Raw genomic sequence first — 24,338 nt, 5'->3', positions numbered from 1 at the left:
CATGAGCCAGTTCTCCGACCACGGCGTCAACGACAGCGACACCGCTGCGGCCGACGCGCAGGGCCTTCCCCCCGCGGAAGCCCTGCTGGCCGGAACGCTGGCCCTGATGACCGGCCATGCACAGGCCTGCAGCGAAGGGCAGCGCGCCTTGCTCGCCAAAAAGATCATCGCCAACCTTTTCATGCTGTCGCGCCACCCGGCAGCGCCACCGAACTTCAGGGCCATTGCCGCCAACCTGCATCCCCTGTGGGTGCGGGTGCTGCAGCCCGGCCCTGAGCAGCCACAGCAGGGGCTCTGGCCTGCGGACCATTCTGATACCCATCGCGTGCTTTGGCACACAACCCCGGAGACCCTTCAATGAGCGCAGTCCTTCAAACCCAGACGCGGCCCGACGCCGCAAGCCAGGCAGATGCCGGCACTGCATCCCTGAACCCAGCCGCGCTGCGCGAGCGCTTCGCCGCCGCGCGCAGCAGCGGCAAGCGCGCCAAGGACGCGGCCGAGAGCATAGGCATCACTGAAGGCCAGGCCGTCGCCGCCCACGCGGGTGCGCACGAGCTTGCCCTCAAGGCCACGCCGCTCAAAGGCCCGTGGGTCGAGATACTCCAGGCGCTGGAACTGTGCGGGCCGGTCATGGCGCTCACGCGCAATGAATCCACCGTGCATGAAAAGACCGGCGTCTACCGCAACATCAGCGCGCAGGGCCACATGGGCCTGGCCCTCGGCGAAGAAATCGACCTGCGCATCTTCTTCAGCCGCTGGCATGCCGGCTTTTACGTCTTCGAGCCGGCCAACGACCCCAAGAACGCGGCTTCGGAAAGCCTGCAATTTTTTGACGCGCACGGTGTGGCCGTGCACAAGGTGTTCGCCCGGCCCGAGACCGACCGCGAAGCCTTCAGGGACGTGGCCAACCAGTTCACCGACGCCGACAAGGTTGACACCTTCACGCCCGCAGTGCCCAAGCCCTCGCCCAAGCCTGACGCGGACATCGACGCCGCCGCACTGGCCCAGGGCTGGAGCGAGATGAAGGACACGCACGAATTTTTCGGCCTGATCGGCAAGGCCGGCGCGGAGCGCCAGCAGGCCTTCCGCCTGGTCGAAGGCCGCTTCACCCAGAAGGCCGAGCTGACGATAGTCCGCAAGCTGCTCGACGAAGCCTCCATGGACGGCACGCCCATCATGGTGTTCGTCGGCAGCCTGGGCTGCATCCAGATCCACACCGGGCCGGTCAAGCGCATCGAACCCATGGTCACCCCGACCGCGCAGTGGATCAATGTGCTGGATGCGGGTTTCAACCTGCACCTGCGCGAAGACATGGTCAAGAGCGCCTGGATTGTCGAGAAGCCCACGACCGAAGGCCTGGTCACCTCGGTCGAAGTCTTCGACGGCACGGGCGAACTGATGGCGATGTTCTTCGGCGCGCGGAAACCCGGCGTTCCCGAACTGCAGGCCTGGCGCGACATCGTGGCGCGGCTGCCCAGGCTCAAGGAAGCCGCATGAGCGGTGGCGCAAACGGTTTCGGCGCGGTGGAGATCAAGGCCTTTGTGCCTGCGAAAGACTTCGTGCTGTCCAAACGCTTTTATGAAGAGCTGGGGTTTGAGATCCCCTGGTCGGACGACACCCTGGCCTATATGCGCCTGGGTGACACGGCTTTTTTCCTGCAGAACTTTTACGTGGCCGAACACGCCAGCAATTTCATGATGCACCTGATCGTGCAGGACGTGGAAAGCTGGTGGGCGCGGCTGCAGCAGGCGGACATCGCGGCCCGCTACGGTGTGCGCACCGTCGCGCCGCAAGACCAGCCCTGGCGCCAGCGCGACTTCGTGCTCTGCGACCCGTCCGGCGTGCTCTGGCGCATCGCGCAGAACATCGCATGAAGACTTCCTTGAGCAAAACACCCCCCCCACAAGGCTTCCCATGACAGCAGCCCTTTCTCGACTCCGCCGGCGCGACGCCTTGCGGTATTTTTCACTGCCGGCGGTTACCGCCGTCTCCAGCGTCTGCGGCCTGTCTGCGACTGCTGCGCAGGCGCAGGCGACGGCGAAGATGCCGCGCATCGTCTCGGTGAGCGGCGCGACCACGGAAATCGTCTACGCGCTGGGCGCTGAAAAGCAGCTGGTCGGCACCGACACCACCAGCCTCTTTCCGGCCGCGGCATTACAAACGCCCAAGGTCGGCTACATGCGCCAGCTTTCGGCGGAAGGACTGCTGTCGCTCAAGCCCGATGCCGTTATCGGAACGACGGAAGCCGGGCCCGGTGTGGTGATGGACCAGATCCGCAGCGCCGGCGTTAAGGTCGAGCTGGTCGAGGCCGACCACAGCTGGGCCGAGGTCCAGCGCAAGGTCGCCGCCGTCGGACGCGCAACGTCGCGCGTCGCGCAGGCCGCCGCGCTGCAGGCCAAACTCGATGCCCAATGGGCGGAAGTGCTGGCCGCGGTGGGCCGCAAGACCGGCCGCAAACCCCGCGCCGTGTTCATCCTCACGCATTCGGGTTCGCCCCAGGTGGCCGGCGAGAAAACCGCCGCGCATGCGATGTTTACCTTCGCGGGCCTGGACAACGCCTTGATTGCACCCGGCGGCAGTACCAATTTCAGCGGCTACCGCGCCATGACGCCCGAAGCCCTGGTGACATCCGCACCCGACGTGATCGTCACCACCACGCAGGGCGTGGAGGCCAGCGGCGGGCTCGAAAAATTCTGGCAGCGCCCCGGCTTGGAGCTCACGCCCGCCTACAAGCGCCGCGCCCTGGTGGCGCTGGACGCGCTCTACCTGATCGGCTTCGGCCCGCGCCTGCCGCAGGCGGTGGCCGAGCTGAACCAGGCCGGCCTGAAAGCCGCCGCATGAACGACCAGCCCATGAAAGCCGCCATGACCGAAGTCCTCTGCGCGCGCACGCCCGCCGTGCTGCACTGCGCCGATTTGCGCCGGGCACTGGCGTTTTACCGCGACTGCTGGGGTTTTTCCGTGCAGCACAGCGTGCCCGGCGTCATCGCCGTGCTCACGCGTGAATCGGTCCCGGTGCAGCTCTGGCAGCGCCGCGCTGACATGGCGCCGCAACACTTTGCCTGCCGGCTGTTGGTGGACAACATCGAACAATGGCACATGGCCCTGCAGTCGGCGCCCGGCCAGGCGCCGCATGCGCTGGCCGAGCAGGAGTGGGGCACCGAGTGGGGCGTCAGCGACTGCGAAGGCAACCGTCTGCAGCTGGTGCAGTCGGCCCCGCATGCCGCCAGGCGCAGGGCCCGCGCATGAAAGCCGCGTTGCACGGTGAGCACCGGCGCTGGCCGGCGGCGCTGGTGCTGGGCGCGGGCGTGCTGCTGCTGGCCCTGAGCTTTGTCGTCGGCAGCGCGCGCGGCGCTTACGCCATCAGCCCGCTGCAGCTGTGGAATGTGCTGCTCGACATGCTGGCGGGCAGCGGCCAGCCTTCACCCGAACACCTGGTCTTCATGAACATTCGCCTGCCGCGGCTGCTGCTGGGCGTGGCGGCCGGCGCGGCGCTGGGCATGTCGGGAGCCTTGATGCAAGGCTTGTTCCGCAACCCGCTGGCCGACCCCGGCCTCATCGGCGTCAGCAGCGGCGCGGCGCTGGCCGCCGGCATGACCATCGTGCTCGGCAGCCTGTGGTTTCCCGAGATGCCGCGCACGCTGGGCAGCTGGACGCTGGTGCTCATGGCCTTCCTCGGCAGCCTGCTGGTGACGGTGCTGGTGTACGCGCTGTCGCAGCAGGACGGCGCGACGCGCGTCGGCATCATGCTGCTGGCCGGCATTGCCGTCAATGCGCTGGCCGGCGCGGGCCTGGGCTACCTGACCTTTCTGGCCACCGACGAGCAGCTGCGCAACATCCAGTTCTGGCTGCTCGGCAGCCTGGGCGGCGCGCGCTGGAGCGCGGTGGCACTGGTGTTTTTGATTGTGCTGGCCGCGCTGGGTGCGGGCCTCACGCTGGCCCGGCCGCTCAACGCCATCGCGCTGGGCGAGGCACAGGCAGCGCTGCTGGGCGTGCCGGTCGAGCGCGTCAAGCGTTTTGCCGTGCTGGTGACGGCGCTGGCCGTGGGGGCTGTGACGGCCACGACGGGCATCATCGGTTTTATCGGACTGGTGGCGCCGCATTGCGTGCGCCTGGTGGCCGGGCCCGACCACCGCATCGTGCTGCCCGGCTCGGCCCTGCTGGGCGCGGCCCTGGTGCTGGCCGCCGACAGCGTGGCCCGTACGGTGGTCAAGCCCGCCGAGCTGCCGCTGGGCGTGCTGACCGCTTTTGTCGGCGTGCCCTTCTTTTTGCTGCTGCTGCGCCACTTCAAGAACCGGCTATGAACGCACGAAACATGCATGATTTTTCGCTCATCGCCGGCCTGCTCGAAGTGGTGGGCGTGGGGGTGGAGGTGCCAGGCCGGTCGCTGCTGCGGGCCGCCTCGGCGCAATTCGCGGCCGGGCAGGTCACCGCCGTGCTGGGCCCTAACGGCGCGGGCAAGTCCACGCTGATGTCGGTGCTGACCGGCCAGCGCCGGCCCATGGGCGGTGCTGTCTACCTGGCCGGCAAGGCGCTGGCCGCGTATGCGCCGCTTGAACTCGCCCGTGTGCGCGCCTCGGTGGCACAGGAAACCCAGGTCGCTTTTGAATTTACCGTGCGCGAGGTGGTGGAGCTGGGCCGCTACCCGCACCGCAGCCGGCCGGGCAGGCCCGAAGCAGATATCCCTCTGCAGGCCATGCAGGCCACCGCGGTCGAACACCTGCAGCACCGCGCGCTCAACACGCTCTCGGGCGGCGAGAAGGCGCGCGTGCACCTGGCGCGCGCGCTGGCGCAGGTGTGGGAGCCCGCGGCCGGCCCGGCAAGCGCCCGGGCCACACGCTGGCTGCTGCTGGACGAACCCACGGCCGCGCTCGATTTGCAGCACCAGCACCGCATGCTGCAACTGGTGCGCGCCTGGGCGACCGCGCAAGGTGTGGGCGTGGTGGCTGTGCTGCACGACCTGAACCTCGCGCTGCGCTACAGCGACCGCTGCGTGGTGCTGCAAGGCGGCGAGGTGGTGGGCAGCGGCGCCACCGCCGAAGTGCTCACGCCTGCCTGCATCGAAAAAGTGTGGGGTGTGGTCGCGCACCCGGTCGCACCGCAGGGCGGGGCGGCTGGGCCTTCGCAGTACCTGTTTGAGGCGCCGGTTTAAAACCTAGGTTGCCAGGGCGATCACGACAGCCGACTCGTCGACCCCGGCCTGCACCAGGGCCTTGGCCTTCAGGCCGCTGCCCGCCGCCGCAAAACCCACGAGCTGCAAGCCGCCGTCGAGCTGCAGCGACACTTCATCGCCGCTGGCACCGCGGCTGATGCGTACGGCTTGGCCCTTGAGGTTTTGAACGCCCGGCGGTGTGGCGCTTGGTGCGCTCACCGTCACCGCCGTGGCCTTGCACAGTGCCAGCACCGCTTGTCCCTTTTGCAAGCCCAGCAGTTCGGCGCTGGCCTTGGTGATGCGCGAAACCAGCGCGGCACCGCCGGCCAGTTGCAGGTGCACGCGGGCCACCTGGCCTCGCACTTCGAGCTTGTCGACGCGGCAGGGCAACTGGTTGCGCATGCTGGTGCGCACCCCCATGTAGGGCAACACCGGCAGCGCGCGGGGCAGCAGCAATTCATTGGACTTGAAGCCGGCCAGCACCTGGCTGCGGGTGTCGCTCAAGAGTCCCGCCACCGCCAGCAGCTTCCGGCCTGCCGGCGTGAGGGTGGCGCCGCCGCCGCCCGAGCCGCCCACGGCGCGCTCCAGCAGCGCCACGCCTGCCAGGTTGGTCAGGGTGTCTATGGCCTGCCAGGCGGCCTTGTAGCTGACTTTCGCCTGGCGCGCCGCCTGCGAGATCGAGCCGCTCTCGCCGACCAGGCGCAGGATGTCGATGCGCTTGTCGGCCGGTTCATGGCCTAAGGCGCTGGCGAAGGAGGGGGCAGGTTTTGTCATGGAAGGCCCTGGGACAGGAAGCGCTATTCTAAAATAGAATAACGATTGGGCCGGGATATCTTGGCCCTTCATCGATTCATCACTGGAGCTTTCCCATGCCCCCAACCACGTTGCGCTGGCTGCCGGCGCTGTGTATCGCGTTGGTATCGGTCCCGGCGCTGGCTGAAGACGTCCAGGTTGCGGTGGCGGCCAACTTCACCGGGCCCATGAAGCGGATCGCGGCGGACTTTGAAAAAGACACGGGCCACAAGGCTGTGCTGACCTTCGGCGCCACCGGCAAGTTTTACGCGCAGATCAGCAACGGCGCGCCGTTTGAGGTCTTCCTGGCAGCCGACGACGAAACCCCCGCCAGGCTCGAAAAGGAAGGCGCGGCCGTGAACGGCAGCCGCTTTACCTATGCCACCGGCAAGCTGGTACTCTGGTCGGCGCAACCCGGCATGGTCGATGCGCAAGGCGAAGTCTTGAAGAAGGGTGACTTCAAAAAGATCGCCATCGCCGCGCCCAAGCTGGCGCCCTACGGCGCGGCTGCCATCGAGGCCATGACCAAACTTGGTCTGCAGGCCGCACTGGAGCCCAAACTGGTGCAGGGCGAAAGCATTGGGCAGGCCTTCAGCTTTGTCTCCACCGGCAATGCCGAACTCGGTTTCATCGCGCTCTCGCAGGTCTACGAAGGCGGCAAGATCAAATCCGGCTCGGCCTGGATGGTTCCGGAGAGCCTGCATAGCCCGATCCGCCAGGACGCGGTGCTGCTGGCCAAGGGCAAAGACAGCAAGGCAGCGGTGCAACTGATGGCTTTCCTCAAAACCGACAAGGCCAGGGCGGTGATCCGCTCCTTCGGCTACGAGCCCTGAACCTGGTTGAACCATGCTCGACGATGCAAGCCTTCAGGCCCTGGCGCTGACTTTTCGGCTGGCGGCCACCACCACGGTGCTGCTGCTGCTGGCCGGCACGCCCCTGGCCTGGTGGCTGGCGCGCACGCGTTCCTGGCTCAAAGGTCCAGTGGGCGCGCTGGTGGCCTTGCCGCTGGTGCTGCCGCCGGTGGTGCTGGGCTTTTACCTGCTGGTGCTGATGGGGCCCAACGGCCCGGTGGGTCAGTTCACGCAGTCGCTCGGCTGGGGCGTGCTGCCGTTCACTTTTGCCGGGTTGGTGGTGGGCTCGGTGCTGTACTCCATGCCCTTTGTGGTGCAGCCGCTGCAAAATGCTTTTGAGGCGATAGGCGAGCGGCCGCTGGAGACTGCGGCCACCTTGCGCGCGTCGCCGCTGGACACCTTCTTCAGCGTCGTGCTGCCGCTGGCGCGTCCCGCCTACCTGACAGCCGCCGTCATGGGCTTTGCGCACACGGTGGGCGAGTTCGGCATCGTGCTCATGATGGGCGGCAACATCCCGGGCAAGACGCGCGTGATGTCGGTGCAGATCTACGACCACGTGGAGGCGCTCGAATACCGCCAGGCGCACTGGCTGGCCGGCGGCTTGCTGGTGTTTTCCTTCCTGGTGCTGCTGGCGCTCTATACCTTGCAGCCGGGCCGGCGCAAAGGGGAGGGCGCATGAAGGCCGCCGACACAGGCATTGCCGCGTCGTTCCGCCGCGCCTTCAGCGGTTTTTCGCTCGACGTGTCGCTGGCCGTGCCGGGGCGCGGCGTGACGGCCATCTTCGGTCCTTCGGGCTCCGGCAAGACCAGCCTGCTGCGCAGCATCGCCGGGCTGGAACGCGCCGGCAGCGGCTATCTCGCGGTCAATGGCGAGATCTGGCAGGACGATGCCGCCGGCGTCTTTGTGCCGGTGCACCGGCGCCCGCTGGGCTATGTGTTCCAGGAGGCCAGCCTGTTTTCCCACCTGGACGTGCGCCGCAACCTCGACTTCGGCCTGCGCCGCGTGCCGGCCGCGCAGCGCCGTGTCTCGCTGGAACAAGCCATTGAACTGCTGGGTCTGCAGGCGCTGATGCAGCGCATGCCCGGCACGCTCTCGGGCGGCGAGCGCCAGCGCGTGGCCATCGCGCGGGCGCTGGCCACCAGCCCGCGGCTGCTGTTGATGGACGAACCCCTGGCCTCGCTGGACATCGCCCGCAAAGCCGAAATTCTGCCCTACCTGGAGCGCCTGCATGACGAACTCGACATGCCCGTGCTCTATGTGAGCCATGCGCCCGATGAGGTGGCCCGGCTGGCCGACCACCTGGTGCTGCTGGACGCAGGCCGGGTCATGGCCTCAGGCCCTACGCGCGAACTGATGACGCGGCTGGACTTGCCGCTGGCGCACGGCGACGCAGCGGCCGCGGTGCTGGACGCCGTGGTCAGCGCCGTCGAACCCGGCTGGCATATGAGCCATGCCGAGTTTTCCGGCGGCAGCATCAGCCTGCTCAACCCCAGTTTGCCGGTCGGCCAGCGCGTGCGCGTACGCATCCAGGCACGTGACGTGAGCCTCACGCTGGAGCGCCAGACAGGCACCAGCGTGCAGAACATCTTTGCCGCCACCGTCACGGCGCTGTCCGCCGACAGCCCGGGCCAGGTGATGGTGGGACTGGACGCCGGCGGCAGCGCGCTGCTGGCCCGCATCACGCAAAAGTCGGCCGAGGCGCTGCAACTGCGGCCCGGCAGCCGCGTGTTCGCGCAAGTCAAGGGCGTGGCGGTGCTGGGTTAAGGCGTTCGGTAAGGCCAGATTCTCACCGCGCGCGGCTGCCGTGGGCTGGAGTGACTTGTCACCTGGCTGTGATGGCTGCGCCGGCGCATGCGGTCCGGCAGTGCTTAGCAGCTTAGCCGCTTAGTATTCGAGCCGCTCGGGCCGGATTTCCTGCAGGATGGTGGTCGAAATCTCTTCGATGGACTTGGTGGTGGTCGAGAGCCAGCGTATGCCTTCGCGGCGCATCATGGCCTCGGCTTCGTGGATTTCCTCGCGGCAGTTTTCCAGGCTCGCGTACTTCGAATTGGGCCGGCGTTCGTTGCGGATCTGCGCCAGGCGCTCGGGCGCGATGGTCAGGCCGAAGATCTTCTTGCGGTGCGGCACCAGTGCCGGCGGCAACTGGCGGCGCTCGAAATCTTCCGGGATCAGCGGGTAGTTGGAGGCTTTGAGGCCGTATTGCATGGCCAGGTAGAGCGAAGTCGGCGTCTTGCCGCTGCGGCTCACGCCCACCAGGATCACGTCCGAGCCGGCCAGGTCCCTGTTGCTCTGCCCATCGTCGTGCGCCAGCGAGAAATTGATGGCCTCGATGCGGTCGTCGTATTCCTTGCTTTTGGAGGCATCCGAAAACCGGCCCACGCGGTGGTTGGACTTGATGCCCAGCTCGCCCTCCAGCGGCGCCACGAACATGCCGAACATGTCCAGCAGCATGCCGTTGCAGTGGGTTTTGATGACGGCCAGGATTTCCATGTTGACCAGCGTGGTGAAGACGATGGGGCGTTTGCCCTCGACTTCCGCTGTGTGGTTGATCTGCCGTATCGCCTGGTGGGCCTTGTCCACGCTGTCGATAAAGGGCAGGCGGACGTGGCGCGGCTTGAATTCGAATTGCGCCAGGATGGCGTTACCAAAGGTTTCCGCGGTGATGCCGGTGCCGTCGGAGATGAAAAACACGGTGCGTTGGGACATGGTGGGCGTTTGGCTGATTGAAAGCTGGGTGAAAGGCTGACGCGGCACATCCGGCGGCTCGCCCCTACAATTGGGCCAATTATCCAGTTTGTCACGCCATGCCCCGCCACAACCCCCTCGAACAACAACAAGGTTGCCTGCCGCGCATGGTGAATTCCCCGGTTTTTAAACCTCCCGGAGTATTTTCATGTCCAATCTGTTTGAGGCGACCGCACTGGTCGTACCGTTTGAAAACCTGAGGATGACAGACGTCGAGGCCGTTGGCGGCAAGAACGCCAGCCTCGGCGAGATGATCTCGCAACTGCCCACCGGACCCCAGGGCGTGCGGGTACCCACCGGATTCGCCACCACGGCGCATGCTTTCCGTGTGTTCCTGGCCCACGACGGGCTGGACAAAAAAATCAACGGCGTGCTGGACACGCTCAACACCGACGACGTGCGCGCACTGGCCGAGGCGGGTGCCAAAATCCGCGCGCTTGTTGAAGCCCAGCCTTTTCCGGCCGACCTCGAAAAAGCCGTGCGAGACAGCTTCGCCGTCCTGAGCGCCGGCAACGCGCAAGCCAGTTTCGCGGTGCGCTCCTCCGCCACGGCCGAGGATTTGCCCGATGCGTCCTTCGCCGGCCAGCAGGAAACCTTCCTGAACGTGGTCGGCATCGAGGACGTGCTGCACAAGATGAAAGAGGTGTTCGCCTCGCTCTACAACGACCGTGCCATCAGCTACCGTGTGCACCAGGGCTTTGCCCATTCCGACGTGGCGCTGTCTGCCGGCATCCAGCGCATGGTGCGCAGCGACAAGGGCGCGGCCGGCGTGATGTTCACCATAGACACCGAAAGCGGTTTTGAAGACGTGGTCTTCATCACCTCCAGCTACGGCCTGGGCGAAACCGTGGTGCAGGGCGCCGTCAATCCCGACGAGTTCTACGTGCACAAGCCCATGCTGAAAGCCGGCAAGCGCGCCGTGATCCGCCGCAACCTGGGCAGCAAGCTGCTGCAGATGGAGTTCACCACGCCGGAAGAGAAAAAGTCCGGCGGCAAGCTGGTCAAGACTACCGACGTGCCGACTGAGCTGCGCAACCGCTATTCGCTGAGCGACGAGGACGTCGAACAACTCGCCCGCTACGCGCTCATCATCGAGGCGCATTACGGCCGCCCCATGGACATCGAATGGGGCAAGGACGGCACCGACGGCCAGCTCTACATCCTGCAGGCGCGCCCCGAGACGGTGAAAAGCCAGTCCAAAGGCAAGGCCGAGCAGCGCTACAAGCTCAAGGGCACCGGCACCGTGCTGGCCGAAGGCCGTGCGATCGGCCAGAAAATCGGCACCGGCCCGGTCCGCATCGTGCACGACATCAAGGACATGGACCAGGTGCAGGCCGGCGACATCCTGGTCACCGACATGACCGACCCGAACTGGGAGCCCGTGATGAAGCGCGCCAGCGCCATCGTCACCAACCGCGGCGGCCGCACCTGCCACGCGGCCATCATCGCCCGTGAGCTGGGCATTCCGGCCGTGGTCGGCTGCGGCGACGCGACCGAGACGCTCAAGGACGGCATGCTGGTGACGGTGAGCTGCGCCGAGGGCGACACCGGCAACATCTATGACGGCCTGCTGGAGACCGAGGTGACCGAGGTGCAGCGCGGCACGATGCCGCCCATAGACCTCAAGATCATGATGAACGTGGGCAACCCGCAACTGGCCTTCGACTTCTGCCAGGTGCCCAACCACGGCGTGGGGCTGGCACGGCTGGAGTTCATCATCAACAACAACATCGGCGTGCACCCCAAGGCGATCCTGGAGTACCCCAACATCGATGCCGACCTCAAAAAAGCCGTGGAAAGCGTGGCCCGCGGCCATGCCTCGCCGCGTGCCTTTTACGTCGACAAGGTGGCCGAGGGTATTGCAACGATTGGCGCGGCCTTCTGGCCCAAGCCGGTGATCGTGCGCCTCTCGGATTTCAAGTCCAACGAATACCGCAAGCTGATAGGCGGCTCGCGCTACGAGCCCGAGGAAGAAAATCCGATGCTGGGTTTCCGCGGTGCGGCGCGCTACCTGAGCCCGGATTTCGCCGAGGCCTTCGCCATGGAATGCGAAGCGCTCAAGCGCGTGCGCAACGACATGGGCCTGACCAATGTCGAGGTCATGGTGCCCTTTGTGCGCACCCTGGGCCAGGCCAAGGCCGTCACGGAACTGCTGGCCAAGCACGGCCTCAAGCGCGGCGAGCAGGGCCTGAAAATCATCATGATGTGTGAGGTGCCGAGCAACGCGGTGCTGGCCGACCAATTCCTCGAATACTTCGATGGCTTCTCCATTGGCTCCAACGACCTGACCCAGCTCACGCTGGGCCTGGACCGCGACTCGGGCCTGGACATCCTGGCCAAGGACTTTGACGAACGCGACCCGGCCGTCAAGGCGCTGCTGAGCCAGGCCATTGCCGCCTGCAAGCGTGCCAATAAATACGTCGGCATTTGCGGCCAGGGTCCCAGCGACCATCCCGACTTTGCGCTATGGCTCAAGGAGCAGGGCATTGGCTCGATTTCGCTGAACCCCGACACGGTCATCGATACCTGGAAGCAATTGGCCAGCTAAGCCGTCCTCGTCGGACTGACCGAGGGAAAACCCCCGGAGGCCGGCGCTGCTCGCGGCAAGCAATTGGCAGTGCCTCCGATGACAATCGGAAGCACTGCTTTTCCTTGTCTGCCATCAGCCATGCTTGCCGCCGCCACCACTGCCAAACTGCTTGCTGAAATTGCGCTGCTTGCGCTGGCCGGCCAATGGGTGGTGGGTTTGCTGGCCGGCGCGGGGCGCGACAGCAACCCCTTTTACCGCCTGCTGCAGCTGCTGGGCCGGCCCTGGGTGAGGGCGGCGCGCTGGATTTCGCCGCCCGTGGTGCTGGAGCGCCACCTGCCGCTGGTGGCCTTTCTGGTGCTGGCGCTGGTCTGGGCCGCGGCGGCCATCGTGAAGATTCGCATCTGCCTGGAAATCGGGGTGACGCTGTGCAAATGAGTTTGCAGGCCGCGCCGTTCTTGCACTATCACTTCCTGAAAGCGCAGGCCTTGCTGCTGTTGGCAGCCGGCAAGCGCACGGCCGCCTTGCCGAAGTTCGCGCAGATGCTGTGTCTGCGGCCTGCCGATCCTTATGCCCTGGCCAGCCGTGGCCATGTGCAGGCGCAACTGCATCTCACGCACGAGGCGATTGTCAGCCTGCGGCAGCTCACCTGCGCCTGGCCGCTACAGGCCTCCGGCTGGTTCAACCTTGGCTATGTGTTGCAACAGGCTGGCCGTCACGAAGAAGCCGGCCCGGCCTTCGAACGCGCGCTGGCGCTGGACCCGTGCCTGGACCGGGCCTGGTACGGCCTGGCGCTGGTCCATATCCACCAGCAGCGCTGGCGGGAAGCCGCCGAGGCGCTGGAGCGCAACACCGCGCTGCAGCCGCTGGGCCCCTATGGCTGGTACCGGCTCGCGCAGGTTTGGCTGGCACTGGGCGAGGCGGGTAAGGCGCGCAAGGTCATTGCCCACCTGCGGCGTTTCGAGCCGCACGTGGCCGCGCAGCTGGAGCGCGAAAACGCCGCGGCGTTGCAGGCGGGCAGGGCGTCCAGGAGCGAGGTGGTTCATGCAGCCGGCTGACAGTCACCGCCGCTACTGGCGTAAAAACCTGGTGGTGACGGCCGTGCTGCTGCTGATTTGGTTCAGCGTGACTTTCGGCGTGAGCTATTTCGCGCGCGCGCTGAGTTTCCGCTTCTTTGGCTGGCCTTTCAGCTTCTGGATGGGCGCACAGGGCGCTTTGCTGGTGTACTGCCTGATCATCGGTTTTTACGCCTGGTACATGAACCGGCTCGACATCGAACACGACGTGGCGGACGGGGACTAGATGGCCGGCTTCTTCGGTTCGCGCGACGGGATCCTGCTCTCCAGCCAGCAGTTCAAGGCGCAGCTCAACCGTGTCTACCGCTGGTACACCGTGGGTCTGGTGGCCTTTGTGCTCATCCTCGCGGGCCTGGAGCGCATGGGCCTGCCGCGCCTGTGGATAGGCACGGCCTTCCTGCTGGCTACGATCGGCCTGTATGCGGGCATAGGCATCATGAGCCGCACCACCGATGCGGGCGAATACTATGTAGCGGGCAGGCGCGTGCCGGCGGTCTACAACGGCATGGCCACGGGCGCCGACTGGATGTCGGCCGCGTCCTTCATCGGCCTGGCCGGCACGCTCTACCTCACGGGCTACAACGGCCTGGCCTTCATCATGGGCTGGACCGGCGGCTACTGCCTGGTTGCGCTGGTGCTGGCACCTTACCTGCGCAAGTTCGGCCAGTTCACCATTCCCGATTTCCTGGGCGAGCGTTATGGCGGCAGCCTGCCGCGCCTCATCGGTGTGGCGGCCGCCATCCTGTGCTCCTTCACCTATCTGGTCGCGCAGATTTACGGCGTGGGCCTGATTACCTCCTACCTGACCGGCATCGCCTTCGAACTGGGCATCTTCCTGGGCCTGGGCGGCATCCTGGTGTGTTCCTTCCTGGGCGGCATGCGGGCGGTCACCTGGACGCAGGTGGCGCAGTACATCATCCTGGTGGTGGCCTACCTGATCCCGGTGGTGTGGCTGTCGGTCAAGCAGACAGGCGTTCCGGTGCCGCAACTGGTCTACGGTTTCCAGCTTGAAAAAGTCAGCGCCAAGGAAAAAGAGCTGGCCGCGGACCCCAAGGAGTTGCAGGTGCGCGAGCTGTTCAGGCAGCGTGCCGAGGCGTTGTCCGGCAAGCTGGACCATCCGGCCGAATCGCTGGCCGCAGACAAACTGGCCGCCGCCAAACGCATGGAGCAGCTCAAGGGCGGCAATGCCTCTGTGGCCGAAATCAGTTCGGCGGCCAAGGCCCTGGCCACCATGCCCAGGGATGAGGCAGCGGCCGTCAAGGCCTGGACGGCCGCCAGGGCGGCAGCCGAGGTCAAGACTCAGCCGCTCAACGGCATGCCCGCGCATGCGGCGCAGTTCTCGGGCGACCCCGAGGGCACGCCCAGGGAGCAGGAGGCCTACGAAACCTCTCGCCGCAACTTCCTGGCGCTGGTGTTCTGCCTCATGGTGGGCACGGCCGCCTTGCCGCACATCCTGATGCGTTATTACACGGTGCCCAGCGTGCGCGAGGCGCGGCAGTCGGTCACCTGGTCGCTGTTTTTCATCTTTTTGCTGTACTTCACCGCGCCGGCGCTGGCCGTGCTGGTGAAGTACGAAATTTTCACGGTGCTGGTCGGGACGCGCTTTGACCAGTTGCCCTCCTGGGTCAGTGCCTGGAGCCGGGTCGACCCGGGCCTGCTGTCGGTGGCCGACATCAACCGCGACAACATCCTGCAGCTCAATGAAATGACCATAGGCGGCGACATCATCGTGCTGCTGACGCCCGAACTGGCGGGGCTGCCCTATGTGATCTCCGGCCTGGTGGCGGCCGGCGGGCTGGCCGCCGCGCTGTCGACCGCGGACGGCCTGCTGCTGACGATTGCCAACGCGCTGGGCCATGATCTCTATTACAAGATGATCGATCCCAACGCCTCCACCGTGAGCCGGGTGACGGTGTCCAAGATCCTGCTGCTCATCGTGGCCCTGTTGGCGGCCTATGTGGCGGCGCAAAAGCCGGCGGACATCCTGTTCCTGGTCTCAGCGGCATTTTCCTTCGCCGCCGCCTCCTTCTTCCCGGCGCTCAGCCTGGGGATCTTCTGGAAGCGCGCCAATGGCATAGGGGCCGTGCTGGGCATGATTTCCGGGCTGGGCGTGACCTCCTATTACATGTTCACCAACCAGCCCTGGCTGCGCGCCACCTTCGGCATCACCTCGCCCGTGCAGCTGTGGTGGGGCATAGACCCGATTTCGGCCGGGCTTTTCGGCGTTCCGGTGGGTTTTGCGGTGATCGTGCTGGTCAGCCTCGCCACCCGACCCCCCAGCCAGAAAATCCAGGAATTGGTCGAATACATCCGGTATCCGGACCTAAAGCGGCTCTAGAGCCGCCGAAATGTAACAGGCGATGGTCGGGGGATTCCCCATCAGCAGGGGCCGCGGAACCGGCTTTGCCGGGCCGCAGGCGCAGCGCCCCCTCGGGGGGCAGCGACCCACACAAAGTGAGCGACCGTGGGGGCGTGCTATACTCTTGGGCTTCGCCTTGCTGCACCCTTAACGACGCTGGGGCAGCTTCAATCAACCACAAGGAGAGTTTATGCGTCACTATGAGATCGTCTTGCTGATCCACCCGGATCAAAGCGAGCAAGTCCCAGCCATGCTGGAACGTTACAAGGGCATGATCACCGCCGGCGGCGGAAAAGTGCACCGTGTTGAAGATTGGGGCCGCCGCCAGCTGGTGTACCTGATCCAGAAACTCGCAAAAGCCCACTACCTCTGCATCAACATCGAAGCCAGCCAGGCCGTGATGGAAGAAATTGAACACGCGTTCAAGTTCAACGATGCCGTGCTGCGCCACCTGACCGTGGTCAAGAAAAAGGCCGAAACCGGCCCATCCCTCATGATGCGCAACGTCGAGAGGGAAGAAGCCCGTAAAGCCCAACAGCAGGAGTATGCGGCTTAATTGCCACCATGCTGTTGAACGCCTCGCTGCCGCGCAGCTGCCATTGAGCAAAAGCCCGCAGTGAACCACGTTGAACTGACCGCCTGTATCGCCGAGGCAAGCCCTCTTCGCTACACGCCCGCTGGAATCCCCGCCGCCAATTTCGTCCTCGAACACGAGTCCGAAGTCGTTGAGGCTGGAGTCACCAGGCAGGTCAAGTTGACGGTCAGGGCGGTTGCCTTCGGAACGCTGGCTGAGCAATCAGCCAAATCTCCCTTAGGCCAGCCCTTCAGGTTCACCGGTTTCCTCATCAATGCGCGCACCAGCAAAGGCGTTGTTTTCCACATTCAAGCTCTGCACAAGGTAGAGCAAGTACCGAACCCCATTTAAGGAGTCCATCATGGCCGGACCAAAACGTTTCAACAAAGACAAGCGCCCCAAGCGCAATACCCAATCCCTGCTGTTCAAGCGCAAGCGTTTTTGCCGCTTCACAGCCGCCGGCGTTGAAGAAATCGACTACAAGGACATCGACACCTTGCGCGATTTCGTCGCCGAAAACGGAAAAATCATCCCCGCACGCCTGACCGGCACGCGCGCGATTTTCCAGCGCCAGATCAACACCGCCGTCAAGCGCGCTCGCTTCCTCGCGATGCTGCCTTACAGCGACCAGCACCGTACCCTGTAAGGAGCGCGACCATGCAAATCATTCTGCTCGACAAAGTCGTGAACCTCGGTAACCTCGGCGAGATCGTCAAGGTCAAAGACGGCTACGCACGCAACTTCCTGATCCCTTCGGGCCGCGCACGCCGCGCCACCGAAGCCAACAAGGCCGAATTCGAAGCCAAGCGCGTCGAACTCGAAAAGGCTGCGGCGGCCAAGCTGGCCGAGATGCAAGCCCAGGGCGAAAAGCTGAGCGGCACCACCGTCAAGCTCACGCAAAAAGCCGGTGTTGACGGCCGCCTGTTCGGCTCCGTCACCAACCACGACATTTCGGCCGAGCTGACCAAGCAGGGCTTCCCCGTGCTGAAGTCGCAAATCCGCATGCCCAACGGCCCGCTGAAGGTTGTCGGCGACCACGCCGTGACCGTGGCACTGCACACCGACGTGGCAGTGGACATCACCGTCACCGTGTACGGCGAAACCGCTTAAGCGTTTTCTCCCTCACTTGAAAAGCCGCTCGCCGAGCGGCTTTTTTCATGGCCGCTCCCCGGCGCCGGCTACGCACAGGTTTCGGTCGCATTTACACCGAATTTCCAATGCTTATTCACAACTTTGTCCACAGCGGTTTTACACAGCGGGCTTAGTATTTCAGTCTCCCAAGGAAACCCATGTCCGCCGTACTTTCCACCTATGACGATCCCGGCTACAGCCCCGACCGCCAGATCGCCCAATTGCGCATTCCGCCGCATTCCATCGAGGGTGAATCCAGTGTCCTGGGCGGCCTGCTGCTCGACAACGGCGCCTGGGACCGGGTGGGCGACCTGCTGGTCGACGAGGACTTCTACCGCTCCGAGCACAAGCTGATCTTCGCCGCCGTCGGCGCGCTTATCAACGCGACCAAGCCGGCCGACATCATCACCGTCTATGAATACCTGCAGAACCAGGGCAAGGCCGACGAAGTAGGGGGCCTGAGCTATCTGAATTCGCTCGCGCAATACGTGCCCAGCGCCAGCAACATCCGCCGCTATGCGGAAATCGTGCGCGAGCGCTCCATCCTGCGCAAGCTGGTCTCGGCCTCCGATGAAATCGCCACCAACGCCTTTAACCCGCAGGGCAAGGACGTTGCCACCATCCTCGACGAAGCCGAGCAGAAGATCTTCAAGATCGGCGAGCAGGGCTCGCGCATGAAGGAAGGCTTCCAGAGCATGGACACGCTGGTCGTCAGCCTGCTGGACCGCGTCACCGAAATGGCCGAAAACCCGCAGGACGTCACCGGCGTGCCCACGGGTTTCAGGGACCTCGACCAGATGACCTCCGGTTTCCAGGCCGGCGACCTGGTCATCCTGGCGGCGCGTCCTTCCATGGGTAAAACCGCGCTGGCCATCAACATCGCCGAGCATGTTGCGCTCAACGAGGGCTTGCCGGTGGCCGTGTTTTCCATGGAAATGGGCGCCTCCCAGCTTGCCGTGCGTATCGTCGGTTCCATTGGCCGCATCGACCAGACCCATTTGCGCACCGGCGGCCTGACCGACGAAGAATGGCCGCGCCTCACCGAAGCGATTGAAAAGCTGCGCACCGTGTCACTGCACATCGATGAAACACCCGGCCTTACCGTGAGCGAGCTGCGCGCCAACGCCAGGCGGCTGGCACGGCAGTGCGGCAAGCTCGGCCTTATCGTGGTCGACTATTTGCAGCTCATGAGCGTCTCTGGCGGCATGGCCGACGAGAACCGCGCCACCGCCGTCGGTGAAATCTCGCGAGGCCTGAAAATGCTGGCCAAGGAATTGCAGTGCCCCGTGATTGCACTGTCGCAGCTCAGCCGCGGTGTCGAGTCCCGCACCGACAAGCGTCCCATGATGAGCGACCTGCGCGAATCCGGCGCCATCGAGCAGGACGCCGACATCATCATGTTCATCTACCGCGACGAGTACTACACCAAAGAGGCCTGCAAGGAACCCGGCGTCGCAGAGGTCATCATCAGCAAGCAGCGTAACGGCCCCACGGGCACGGTGAAGCTGGCTTTCATCAACCGCATCACCAAATTCGAAAGCCTGGCGCACGGCGCGTCGGGAGATTTCTAAGCCCTGCTGACGGGCGTCAAGGTGCAACACCCGTATCGGTGGGTGTGCGCCTTTTTTTGCGTATGACCGTCACCGGCTCGGCAGGATGCGCCGGCGCGAAGGCTTGCGCGGGCCTGGCCGCGTACAGGTGTTCGGCGCTGTAGATGGCGGCGTCCACGTCGGCACGGTTCAAGCGCTGGACCACCGAACCGTTGACCTGCAGATAACAGCCTTCACGCGTGATCGCCAAAAAACCGAATTCCATCCCGCGGTGGACAGTCCCGATCACGCGGTAGCAGTCCGATGGTGGAACCGCCCAGGGCGCCCTCAGGATTTTGTGCAGGCGGACCGTGAGGCGGTCATCCATACATCTTTCTCCCTCGATAGGGTGCTGGATGGTGCCAGACCCATCGGCCTCGGTGCCCGGTGCACGTGGTGCTTTTCCCGGTCGGGATTCCTTGCATCGTTCTCCCCTCCAAATTTTGATCACGCTCTGTACAGCCTGTGTCCGTAGTTTTTGCCGCGACGCATTGCGCTGCTTGATGAACTCTTGTGAAGACGTTGAAAGGTATTCGAGTTCATCAAGCAAGTTCGCGCGAATTGTCTGCACGCGGTAAATGTTTGTCGGATTTCCTGAACCCCGCTCCGTTAGGCCTGTTCTTTGCCGTCAAGACTGGCTAGCATCCGCCGGGACGGCAAGGTGTGACCTGCGTTCGTCCAGAAGCAAAACTTGTTTCGTCCGGTCGTCTCGCAAGTACCCGAACCGTCGCTTGAAGTGTGAAGTTGTTAACCAACCTATAAGGAAAAATCTTATGACTACCACCTCGAACAACGCGGAAGCCCACGCTTTGCCGCGTAACCTGACGTCCAATTTCAAAGGGGACGTGAACTCGCTCAACCAGAAGGTCGTCGAAGGCCGCATCCTGGAAACCGCCATCGCCCAGCTCGCCGGCCGCCCCGGATTCAATCCGGCAGCGATCAGCATCGTCTTCGGCCTGAAGTGGTAACAGCCGGCTAGCCGCCGCGGGGCGCGCGAGTCCGTTTCGCGTGCCCCGTCTCCGGCCCCGGTTTCATTGACTTTCACCATGTTTCGCTCGGCCATCGTCAAGCTGACCGCGGTGTGCGACATCGATTGCACCTACTGCTACATGTTCAACCAGGCGGACCAGACCTTCAAGCGCATGCCCGCGCGCATGCTGCTGCCCACCGCCTTGCGCCTGCTGGACCGCATCTGCGACTACCACCCGCAGGGCGAGCCCGAACCTTTCACCATCGTTTTGCACGGTGGTGAACCCATGCTCTGGCCCGATGCCGGTTTTGCCGCGCTGCTGGCGCAGGTCGCGCTGCGCCGCGAGCAGGGATGGAATCTCGACGTCGCGGTGCAGACCAACCTGGTGCAGCCGATCACCCCGGAATTGCTCGCGCTGTTCCGCGAGCACCGGGTGTCGCTCGGTGTCAGCCTGGACGGCCCTCGCGAGGTGAACGACGCCGCGCGTGTGGACAGGCGAGGGCGCGGCACCTATGAGCGCGTCATGGCCAACGTCAAGCGCATGCTGGCCGACGGCGACGGCGCCTTGATAGGCGGTTTCCTGTCGGTGGCCAACCCCTCGTTGCCTCCGGCGGAATTCCTCGCCTGGGTGCGCAGCCTGCCGGTTCCAAAGGTCGATGTGTTGTGGCCCATCGAATTCAACTGGCGGAACCCGCCCTGGACGCTGGGCGCTTCGCACGCTTATGCCGCCGAGCCGCGCTACGGCGCCTGGTATGCCGAATTGTTCCGCGCCTGGTGGGCGCTGGATGATCCGGGGCTCACCATACGGCTCTTCAACAACCTGCTGCATGTCTCGCTGGGAGGGCAGGGCCACATCGATGCCCTGGTGAACGACAGCTACAACATGTTTGTCGTCAATACCGACGGCAGCTACGAATACCCTGACTACCTGCGCGTGGCCGGCGACGGCTCGGCCAGCACCCCTTTTCATATCGACACGGACGGCATTGCCGTGCTGGCCGGCGACCCGCTGTTCGCCCGCCTGCTCGACTTGCGCGCCGAACTTCCCGCGAAGTGCGAGGGTTGCCGCCATCGCCGGGTCTGTGGCGGCGGTTTCCTGCCCGGCCGCAGTGACGCCAGGGACGGCATCGCATCGCGCGAATCCGTGCTGTGTGCGGACCAGATGCATTTTTTCGACGCCGCCCTCGGCCTCATCGAATCCTCACTTCAAAAGCGAGATACCCATGTCCACAGTGACCCAGCAAATGCCGCCACAGGCCTCCAGGCCTGAACTGCAGTCCGCCGATTTCGTCGAACTCGCCCTGATGCCGGATGCCGTCATCACGGCGGAACTGGTCGGCGCTTCGGCATTCGACCGCCTGGACGACTTCCGGGTCCTGGCCGACATCGTGCAGGCATCGCCGGCACTGGCCGCGCACCGCGAACGTTGGCAGCAGGCGGTGCTCGACCTCGACGCGCTGCTGGTGCATGAGCGCATCGCCATCGGCTCGTCCCCTCTGTACCGCCGCTGGCTGCACGCGACGGGGCGTGCGCTGATTGAGGGTGCCCCGCCGGCGGCCGTCGAGCCCTTGCTCGCGGCGGTCGCCAACTACATGCCGGGCTTCACCGAAATGTCGCGCAGCAGGGTACTGATGGCGCGCGGTGGCCGCATCGAGACCTGGGATTGCGCCAGCAGCGTCGAGCTGCCGGCCGGTTACCCGGACGGCGACTGGCAGTGCAGGCGCAAGGGTGCGTGGGTGCACCTGAGCCGCCCGTGCTCGGGCGTGCAGACGCTGAGTTCCTGCCTCGTCCCGACGGAGGCGGTGCTGCCCCGATCCAACATCGTGATCCGCAACGACTTGCCGGGCTTGCGGGTGTCGCTCGACGAGACACGCACACCCGAACGCGGAAGTGCCGTGCGCGAGCAGGAAACCGACACACGCGAGCGCTCCTATCCGCAGAGCCGCCATCGACCCGTCGTGGAGGCGGCGCAAGCCCTGCTGTCAGCCTGGCCCGAGGAGTACGAGGACTGGCGCTGCATGATGCGCGTCGTGGTGCCGCGCATGCCGCCGCCGGGTTGGCAGATGGAGGGATTCACGATCTCATCCATGCAAGGCGCGGCCTGGATACATCCGTCCAGCACCCTGCGCACCCTGGAGAGCCTGGTGCACGAGCACAGCCACGTCAAGCTGCGCTACGTCGAGGAGGCCGTTCCGCTGCTGCAAGCCGGGCAGACTCACGCGCGCTTCCGGGTCGGCTGGCGCACCGACCCACGCCCTGTCGTCGGCATCTTCGAGGGGGTGTATGTGCACCTGCACTGCGTCATGGCGCTGGTCCGTTACCTGGAGGGCAACGGCCTGGATGCCGCGGCGCGGTGTGAAGCCGCCGCCCGCCTGAACGAGTTGCGGGCACAGGCGCGCGAGGGACTTGAACTCTTGCAGGGGCATGCGCACTTCACCGAGGCAGGGCAGGGCTTTCTGCGCTGGGCGGAGGCCAGTTTGCGCGACACCTGAACGGCCGGCCCCCAGGCCGTACGGGGATCAAGGCCGAATCAGAGGGAGGCGTGGCTCAGCGCACGCACTCAAAACCGTACTGGCCTTCGGCTGGCTTGGTGATCAGCCGGGCGTGCTGGCCGCCGCGCTTCTGGCACTGGGTTTCGGCGATCTCCGAGGCGTCCGCGAGCTGCGAAGGGCGGCCTTTGACGATGATCAGTTTTTCGCTGTTGCTGAGCAATTCGGCGGCGCAACCGGAGAGCAGGGCGGTGGCCATCAGCAGGGAGGGCAGCAGGTAGGGCAGCAGGTAGGGTTTTTTCATGAGAATTTCCTTGATGGGATTAATGTAAAGCCTGGCTGTCCTGGTCCAGCCCCAGCGCCTTGTACACCCGCAGAGCGCCATAGGCGTCATTGGCCGCGTAGACGATTTGCGCTTCCGTGAGCCGTTCATTGGCCCAGTTGGAGGTCGCCGCTTTTTTGGACTTGAGGAAGCGCTTGTTGAACATCACCGCCACGGCGCCGCGCACGCCCATGTCCTTGCGGTAGCCGCGTTCACGGAACACCACGTTCAGGTCCAGCACACCCTGCAGGTCCACGCCCAGTTTGCGGATGATGCGGCGCTGGTCGTCGCCCAGGCCGAAGCCTGCCTTGATGACTGCGGGCGAACTGAGCACCAGCCCCACGGCGCGGCGGCATTCGGCGTCTTCAAGCTGGAATATCCAGGCCTTGTCGAGCGCCGAGAGCTGCACGATGTGCGGGCCTTCGGAGGCCTCATTCTTTGCGAAAGTGGGTTTGGACTCGGTGTCAAAGCCCAGCACGGTGGCGCCGGTGAGGTCCTTGAGCGCCTGCGCTGCCCGCGCGGGTGTGGCGACCACCTCGATCTGCTCCAGGCCCAGCCGCTCGAAGGGCTCCAGCAGGGCGATGGCTTCCTTGTCGGGAGTGGGATGGCGCTCGGTCATAAGGATCCATGCAAGAGAAAGAAGAAAGAGAAAAGACGAAAGAGGGAAGAAACAAAAAACGGCGGTAGCAGGCCCCAGAGCTTACAGTCCAGGGTAGCGCATTACACCTGGACAGCCCGCACCCACCCACACCATGGCAGCAGCACAAAGCATCACCACCGAGCATTACAAGCTCTTTCCGTCGCCGCGCAACCGGCACCGCACGATTTTCCTGCACCAGGTGTTTGTGCCGCATTCTTTCATGCTCATCGACCTCGAAAGCTACCAGTTCAAGGGCAAGTACAGCCTGTTCGGCGCCTGCCGGCTGGCCGACATGCGCATGGGCCAGCTGGTCACGCTGGAACTGCCCGAGGACGAAGCCACCTTCAACGCGAAATTCGTGCCGGACTGAGCGCCGTCGGGACCCTAGCGAATGCCGCTTACGCCGTGCAGCATTTCATGCACGTCGTGCGTCATCATGGCCAGGAAGACGGCCAGCGCCAGGTAATAAAAACCGTATTCAAAGCGTGTGGCCGTGCTGACCGCGTAATAGGTCCGGGCCTCCTCGCTGTCCGATTTGTAGCGTATCGCCTTGAGCAATTGCGGCGAGGCCAGCAGCGCCATCAGGATCAGCATGGGGCTGGGCCGCCAGAAGAACAGGGCCACCAGCACCGGCACTCCCAGGAACCAGATACGCGGCGACAGCACTGCGGTGATGCGCCCGCCGTCAAACGGCGACAGCGGGATCAGGTTGAAGAGGTTCAGGAAGAAACCGGAATAGGCGATCGCCAGCAGCAGGTTGCTGTCCTGGTCACGCGCGAGGAAATAGCAGGCCAGCGCCCCCACCGTTCCCAGCAGCGGGCCGCCCAGGCCGACGTAGGCCTCGGTTTCCGCGTCATGCGGCATGTCCTTGAGTTCCACCCAGGCCCCGACAAAAGGGATGAAGGTGGGCGCGCCCACATTCAGGCCGCGCTGGCGGGCCGCGATGTAGTGGCCCATCTCATGCACGAACAGCAGCAGCACAAAGCCCACCGCATAGCGCCAGCCGAACAGCCATGCGTAGGCGAACACCGAGACCAGCATGCTGCCGCCCGTCAGCAGCAGCTTGCCGAACTTGGCGCCGGTGAAAAGCAGCAGCAGGAGCTTGGTCATGCCGTTCCGCCC

30 protein-coding genes are annotated in these 24,338 nt (G+C 64.9%); 24 read left to right on the top strand and 6 right to left on the bottom strand.

Translation table 11 applies throughout. The features are described 5' to 3' along the window. Position 1: 1 nt before the first annotated feature. From ACSQ27_RS08750 to ACSQ27_RS08720, 7 genes are read left to right on the top strand one after another with little or no spacing between them, the layout of a single operon-like run. Positions 2-361, top strand: coding sequence for a hypothetical protein (locus ACSQ27_RS08750; protein ID WP_436155061.1), 360 nt, complete (start codon positions 2-4; stop codon positions 359-361). Beyond that, positions 358-1,497, top strand: coding sequence for a hemin-degrading factor (locus ACSQ27_RS08745; RefSeq protein ID WP_436155060.1), 1,140 nt, complete (start codon positions 358-360; stop codon positions 1,495-1,497). The genes ACSQ27_RS08750 and ACSQ27_RS08745 overlap by 4 nt, the downstream gene beginning before the upstream one ends. After that, the gene (locus tag ACSQ27_RS08740) at positions 1,494-1,874 is read left to right on the top strand and encodes a VOC family protein (protein WP_436155059.1); all 381 of its coding nucleotides are present in this window, start codon (positions 1,494-1,496) and stop codon (positions 1,872-1,874) included. The genes ACSQ27_RS08745 and ACSQ27_RS08740 overlap by 4 nt, the downstream gene beginning before the upstream one ends. Before the next feature lie 40 nt (positions 1,875-1,914). Continuing rightward, positions 1,915-2,841 carry a heme/hemin ABC transporter substrate-binding protein gene (locus tag ACSQ27_RS08735; RefSeq protein WP_436155058.1) on the top strand — a complete coding sequence of 309 codons (927 nt, stop codon included), beginning with the start codon at positions 1,915-1,917 and terminating at the stop codon, positions 2,839-2,841. Continuing rightward, positions 2,838-3,248: a VOC family protein gene (locus ACSQ27_RS08730; protein ID WP_436155057.1), complete on the top strand. Its 411-nt coding sequence runs from the start codon at positions 2,838-2,840 to the stop codon at positions 3,246-3,248. Before ACSQ27_RS08735 ends, ACSQ27_RS08730 begins: the two co-directional genes overlap by 4 nt. Continuing rightward, the gene (locus tag ACSQ27_RS08725) at positions 3,245-4,303 is read left to right on the top strand and encodes a FecCD family ABC transporter permease (protein ID WP_436155056.1); all 1,059 of its coding nucleotides are present in this window, start codon (positions 3,245-3,247) and stop codon (positions 4,301-4,303) included. Before ACSQ27_RS08730 ends, ACSQ27_RS08725 begins: the two co-directional genes overlap by 4 nt. After that, positions 4,300-5,151 carry a heme ABC transporter ATP-binding protein gene (locus ACSQ27_RS08720; protein ID WP_436155055.1) on the top strand — a complete coding sequence of 284 codons (852 nt, stop codon included), beginning with the start codon at positions 4,300-4,302 and terminating at the stop codon, positions 5,149-5,151. Before ACSQ27_RS08725 ends, ACSQ27_RS08720 begins: the two co-directional genes overlap by 4 nt. Before the next feature lie 3 nt (positions 5,152-5,154). On the opposite strand, the gene ACSQ27_RS08715 is transcribed toward ACSQ27_RS08720, so the two are convergent. Continuing rightward, positions 5,155-5,925 (bottom strand): TOBE domain-containing protein, encoded by a 771-nt coding sequence (locus tag ACSQ27_RS08715; protein WP_436155054.1) that lies wholly within the window; start codon positions 5,923-5,925, stop codon positions 5,155-5,157. A gap of 95 nt (positions 5,926-6,020) precedes the next feature. On the opposite strand from ACSQ27_RS08715, the gene modA reads away from it, so the two are divergent. From modA to modC, 3 genes are read left to right on the top strand one after another with little or no spacing between them, the layout of a single operon-like run. After that, the gene (modA, locus tag ACSQ27_RS08710; RefSeq protein ID WP_436155053.1) at positions 6,021-6,776 is read left to right on the top strand and encodes a molybdate ABC transporter substrate-binding protein; all 756 of its coding nucleotides are present in this window, start codon (positions 6,021-6,023) and stop codon (positions 6,774-6,776) included. Positions 6,777-6,789: 13 nt separating this feature from the next. Then, positions 6,790-7,473 (top strand): molybdate ABC transporter permease subunit, encoded by a 684-nt coding sequence (modB, locus tag ACSQ27_RS08705; RefSeq protein WP_436155052.1) that lies wholly within the window; start codon positions 6,790-6,792, stop codon positions 7,471-7,473. Next, positions 7,470-8,558 carry a molybdenum ABC transporter ATP-binding protein gene (modC, locus tag ACSQ27_RS08700; RefSeq protein ID WP_436155051.1) on the top strand — a complete coding sequence of 363 codons (1,089 nt, stop codon included), beginning with the start codon at positions 7,470-7,472 and terminating at the stop codon, positions 8,556-8,558. The genes modB and modC overlap by 4 nt, the downstream gene beginning before the upstream one ends. Positions 8,559-8,678: 120 nt before the next feature. Here modC and ppsR read toward each other — a convergent pair whose 3' ends face one another. After that, a complete protein-coding gene (gene ppsR / locus ACSQ27_RS08695) occupies positions 8,679-9,500 on the bottom strand; it encodes a posphoenolpyruvate synthetase regulatory kinase/phosphorylase PpsR (RefSeq protein WP_092126396.1) in 822 nt (273 codons plus the stop codon). 187 nt (positions 9,501-9,687) lie between these two features. On the opposite strand from ppsR, the gene ppsA reads away from it, so the two are divergent. From ppsA to dnaB, 10 genes are all read left to right on the top strand, one after another. Next, positions 9,688-12,087: a phosphoenolpyruvate synthase gene (ppsA, locus tag ACSQ27_RS08690; protein ID WP_436155050.1), complete on the top strand. Its 2,400-nt coding sequence runs from the start codon at positions 9,688-9,690 to the stop codon at positions 12,085-12,087. A gap of 120 nt (positions 12,088-12,207) precedes the next feature. Further along, the gene (locus tag ACSQ27_RS08685; RefSeq protein ID WP_436155049.1) at positions 12,208-12,504 is read left to right on the top strand and encodes a hypothetical protein; all 297 of its coding nucleotides are present in this window, start codon (positions 12,208-12,210) and stop codon (positions 12,502-12,504) included. After that, positions 12,501-13,124 carry a tetratricopeptide repeat protein gene (locus tag ACSQ27_RS08680; protein WP_436155048.1) on the top strand — a complete coding sequence of 208 codons (624 nt, stop codon included), beginning with the start codon at positions 12,501-12,503 and terminating at the stop codon, positions 13,122-13,124. The genes ACSQ27_RS08685 and ACSQ27_RS08680 overlap by 4 nt, the downstream gene beginning before the upstream one ends. Then, entirely contained in the window at positions 13,111-13,368 is a 258-nt protein-coding gene (locus tag ACSQ27_RS08675) for a DUF4212 domain-containing protein (RefSeq protein ID WP_436155047.1), read from the top strand. The genes ACSQ27_RS08680 and ACSQ27_RS08675 overlap by 14 nt, the downstream gene beginning before the upstream one ends. Continuing rightward, the gene (locus tag ACSQ27_RS08670) at positions 13,369-15,480 is read left to right on the top strand and encodes a sodium:solute symporter family protein (RefSeq protein WP_436155046.1); all 2,112 of its coding nucleotides are present in this window, start codon (positions 13,369-13,371) and stop codon (positions 15,478-15,480) included. Positions 15,481-15,691: 211 nt separating this feature from the next. After that, positions 15,692-16,057 (top strand): 30S ribosomal protein S6, encoded by a 366-nt coding sequence (gene rpsF, locus ACSQ27_RS08665; protein WP_007871089.1) that lies wholly within the window; start codon positions 15,692-15,694, stop codon positions 16,055-16,057. Between the two features lie 60 nt (positions 16,058-16,117). Continuing rightward, the gene (gene priB, locus ACSQ27_RS08660; protein ID WP_436155045.1) at positions 16,118-16,426 is read left to right on the top strand and encodes a primosomal replication protein N; all 309 of its coding nucleotides are present in this window, start codon (positions 16,118-16,120) and stop codon (positions 16,424-16,426) included. A gap of 10 nt (positions 16,427-16,436) precedes the next feature. Then, positions 16,437-16,721 carry a 30S ribosomal protein S18 gene (rpsR, locus tag ACSQ27_RS08655; RefSeq protein ID WP_007871078.1) on the top strand — a complete coding sequence of 95 codons (285 nt, stop codon included), beginning with the start codon at positions 16,437-16,439 and terminating at the stop codon, positions 16,719-16,721. A gap of 11 nt (positions 16,722-16,732) precedes the next feature. Continuing rightward, positions 16,733-17,185, top strand: a complete 453-nt coding sequence (rplI, locus tag ACSQ27_RS08650; protein ID WP_436155044.1) for a 50S ribosomal protein L9 — start codon at positions 16,733-16,735, stop codon at positions 17,183-17,185. A gap of 179 nt (positions 17,186-17,364) precedes the next feature. After that, positions 17,365-18,777: a replicative DNA helicase gene (gene dnaB, locus ACSQ27_RS08645; protein ID WP_436155043.1), complete on the top strand. Its 1,413-nt coding sequence runs from the start codon at positions 17,365-17,367 to the stop codon at positions 18,775-18,777. Positions 18,778-18,793: 16 nt separating this feature from the next. Here dnaB and ACSQ27_RS08640 read toward each other — a convergent pair whose 3' ends face one another. After that, on the bottom strand, positions 18,794-19,123 hold the full coding sequence (locus tag ACSQ27_RS08640; RefSeq protein WP_436155042.1) for a hypothetical protein: 330 nt from the start codon (positions 19,121-19,123) through the stop codon (positions 18,794-18,796). Between the two features lie 445 nt (positions 19,124-19,568). Between ACSQ27_RS08640 and ACSQ27_RS08635 the strand changes: the two genes are divergently transcribed. The 3 genes from ACSQ27_RS08635 to ACSQ27_RS08625 all read left to right on the top strand — a co-directional run bounded on the left by ACSQ27_RS08635 (position 19,569) and on the right by ACSQ27_RS08625 (position 22,257). Then, the gene (locus tag ACSQ27_RS08635; RefSeq protein WP_436155041.1) at positions 19,569-19,763 is read left to right on the top strand and encodes a hypothetical protein; all 195 of its coding nucleotides are present in this window, start codon (positions 19,569-19,571) and stop codon (positions 19,761-19,763) included. Between the two features lie 78 nt (positions 19,764-19,841). Further along, positions 19,842-21,035: a radical SAM protein gene (locus ACSQ27_RS08630; protein ID WP_436155040.1), complete on the top strand. Its 1,194-nt coding sequence runs from the start codon at positions 19,842-19,844 to the stop codon at positions 21,033-21,035. Beyond that, on the top strand, positions 20,989-22,257 hold the full coding sequence (locus ACSQ27_RS08625) for an aKG-HExxH-type peptide beta-hydroxylase (RefSeq protein WP_436155039.1): 1,269 nt from the start codon (positions 20,989-20,991) through the stop codon (positions 22,255-22,257). The genes ACSQ27_RS08630 and ACSQ27_RS08625 overlap by 47 nt, the downstream gene beginning before the upstream one ends. Before the next feature lie 55 nt (positions 22,258-22,312). Here ACSQ27_RS08625 and ACSQ27_RS08620 read toward each other — a convergent pair whose 3' ends face one another. Both ACSQ27_RS08620 and ACSQ27_RS08615 read right to left on the bottom strand, forming a co-directional pair. Next, positions 22,313-22,558, bottom strand: coding sequence for a hypothetical protein (locus ACSQ27_RS08620; protein ID WP_436155038.1), 246 nt, complete (start codon positions 22,556-22,558; stop codon positions 22,313-22,315). A gap of 19 nt (positions 22,559-22,577) precedes the next feature. Next, positions 22,578-23,195 carry a 3'-5' exonuclease gene (locus tag ACSQ27_RS08615; protein WP_436155037.1) on the bottom strand — a complete coding sequence of 206 codons (618 nt, stop codon included), beginning with the start codon at positions 23,193-23,195 and terminating at the stop codon, positions 22,578-22,580. A 133-nt stretch (positions 23,196-23,328) separates the two neighbouring features. Here ACSQ27_RS08615 and ACSQ27_RS08610 point away from each other — a divergent pair, with 133 nt between their 5' ends. Continuing rightward, positions 23,329-23,586 carry a hypothetical protein gene (locus ACSQ27_RS08610; RefSeq protein ID WP_436155036.1) on the top strand — a complete coding sequence of 86 codons (258 nt, stop codon included), beginning with the start codon at positions 23,329-23,331 and terminating at the stop codon, positions 23,584-23,586. A gap of 14 nt (positions 23,587-23,600) precedes the next feature. Here ACSQ27_RS08610 and ACSQ27_RS08605 read toward each other — a convergent pair whose 3' ends face one another. Further along, the gene (locus ACSQ27_RS08605) at positions 23,601-24,326 is read right to left on the bottom strand and encodes a site-2 protease family protein (protein ID WP_436155035.1); all 726 of its coding nucleotides are present in this window, start codon (positions 24,324-24,326) and stop codon (positions 23,601-23,603) included. Positions 24,327-24,338: the final 12 nt, after the last annotated feature.

The organism is Polaromonas sp. LjRoot131, assembly GCF_964252805.1.
Classification (GTDB): Bacteria; Pseudomonadota; Gammaproteobacteria; order Burkholderiales; family Burkholderiaceae_C; genus Polaromonas.
The sequence above is the reverse complement of the archived record's forward strand: the minus strand, read 5'-3'. Positions and strand labels throughout refer to the sequence as shown.

Coding starts and splice junctions, on each gene's coding strand:
- rpsF (WP_007871089.1), top strand. CDS start 15,692: ATGCGTCACTATGAGATCGTCTTGCTGATCCACCCGGATCAAAGCGAG.
- ACSQ27_RS08740 (WP_436155059.1), top strand. CDS start 1,494: ATGAGCGGTGGCGCAAACGGTTTCGGCGCGGTGGAGATCAAGGCCTTT.
- dnaB (WP_436155043.1), top strand. CDS start 17,365: ATGTCCGCCGTACTTTCCACCTATGACGATCCCGGCTACAGCCCCGAC.
- modA (WP_436155053.1), top strand. CDS start 6,021: ATGCCCCCAACCACGTTGCGCTGGCTGCCGGCGCTGTGTATCGCGTTG.
- rplI (WP_436155044.1), top strand. CDS start 16,733: ATGCAAATCATTCTGCTCGACAAAGTCGTGAACCTCGGTAACCTCGGC.
- ACSQ27_RS08675 (WP_436155047.1), top strand. CDS start 13,111: ATGCAGCCGGCTGACAGTCACCGCCGCTACTGGCGTAAAAACCTGGTG.
- ACSQ27_RS08730 (WP_436155057.1), top strand. CDS start 2,838: ATGAACGACCAGCCCATGAAAGCCGCCATGACCGAAGTCCTCTGCGCG.
- ACSQ27_RS08725 (WP_436155056.1), top strand. CDS start 3,245: ATGAAAGCCGCGTTGCACGGTGAGCACCGGCGCTGGCCGGCGGCGCTG.
- ACSQ27_RS08610 (WP_436155036.1), top strand. CDS start 23,329: ATGGCAGCAGCACAAAGCATCACCACCGAGCATTACAAGCTCTTTCCG.
- ACSQ27_RS08670 (WP_436155046.1), top strand. CDS start 13,369: ATGGCCGGCTTCTTCGGTTCGCGCGACGGGATCCTGCTCTCCAGCCAG.
- ppsR (WP_092126396.1), bottom strand. CDS start 9,500: ATGTCCCAACGCACCGTGTTTTTCATCTCCGACGGCACCGGCATCACC.
- modC (WP_436155051.1), top strand. CDS start 7,470: ATGAAGGCCGCCGACACAGGCATTGCCGCGTCGTTCCGCCGCGCCTTC.
- ACSQ27_RS08620 (WP_436155038.1), bottom strand. CDS start 22,558: ATGAAAAAACCCTACCTGCTGCCCTACCTGCTGCCCTCCCTGCTGATG.
- ACSQ27_RS08635 (WP_436155041.1), top strand. CDS start 19,569: ATGACTACCACCTCGAACAACGCGGAAGCCCACGCTTTGCCGCGTAAC.
- ACSQ27_RS08750 (WP_436155061.1), top strand. CDS start 2: ATGAGCCAGTTCTCCGACCACGGCGTCAACGACAGCGACACCGCTGCG.
- ACSQ27_RS08625 (WP_436155039.1), top strand. CDS start 20,989: ATGTCCACAGTGACCCAGCAAATGCCGCCACAGGCCTCCAGGCCTGAA.
- rpsR (WP_007871078.1), top strand. CDS start 16,437: ATGGCCGGACCAAAACGTTTCAACAAAGACAAGCGCCCCAAGCGCAAT.
- ACSQ27_RS08685 (WP_436155049.1), top strand. CDS start 12,208: ATGCTTGCCGCCGCCACCACTGCCAAACTGCTTGCTGAAATTGCGCTG.
- ACSQ27_RS08640 (WP_436155042.1), bottom strand. CDS start 19,123: ATGGATGACCGCCTCACGGTCCGCCTGCACAAAATCCTGAGGGCGCCC.
- ACSQ27_RS08615 (WP_436155037.1), bottom strand. CDS start 23,195: ATGACCGAGCGCCATCCCACTCCCGACAAGGAAGCCATCGCCCTGCTG.
- ACSQ27_RS08605 (WP_436155035.1), bottom strand. CDS start 24,326: ATGACCAAGCTCCTGCTGCTGCTTTTCACCGGCGCCAAGTTCGGCAAG.
- ACSQ27_RS08720 (WP_436155055.1), top strand. CDS start 4,300: ATGAACGCACGAAACATGCATGATTTTTCGCTCATCGCCGGCCTGCTC.
- ACSQ27_RS08630 (WP_436155040.1), top strand. CDS start 19,842: ATGTTTCGCTCGGCCATCGTCAAGCTGACCGCGGTGTGCGACATCGAT.
- ppsA (WP_436155050.1), top strand. CDS start 9,688: ATGTCCAATCTGTTTGAGGCGACCGCACTGGTCGTACCGTTTGAAAAC.
- ACSQ27_RS08715 (WP_436155054.1), bottom strand. CDS start 5,925: ATGACAAAACCTGCCCCCTCCTTCGCCAGCGCCTTAGGCCATGAACCG.
- ACSQ27_RS08735 (WP_436155058.1), top strand. CDS start 1,915: ATGACAGCAGCCCTTTCTCGACTCCGCCGGCGCGACGCCTTGCGGTAT.
- ACSQ27_RS08680 (WP_436155048.1), top strand. CDS start 12,501: ATGAGTTTGCAGGCCGCGCCGTTCTTGCACTATCACTTCCTGAAAGCG.
- modB (WP_436155052.1), top strand. CDS start 6,790: ATGCTCGACGATGCAAGCCTTCAGGCCCTGGCGCTGACTTTTCGGCTG.
- ACSQ27_RS08745 (WP_436155060.1), top strand. CDS start 358: ATGAGCGCAGTCCTTCAAACCCAGACGCGGCCCGACGCCGCAAGCCAG.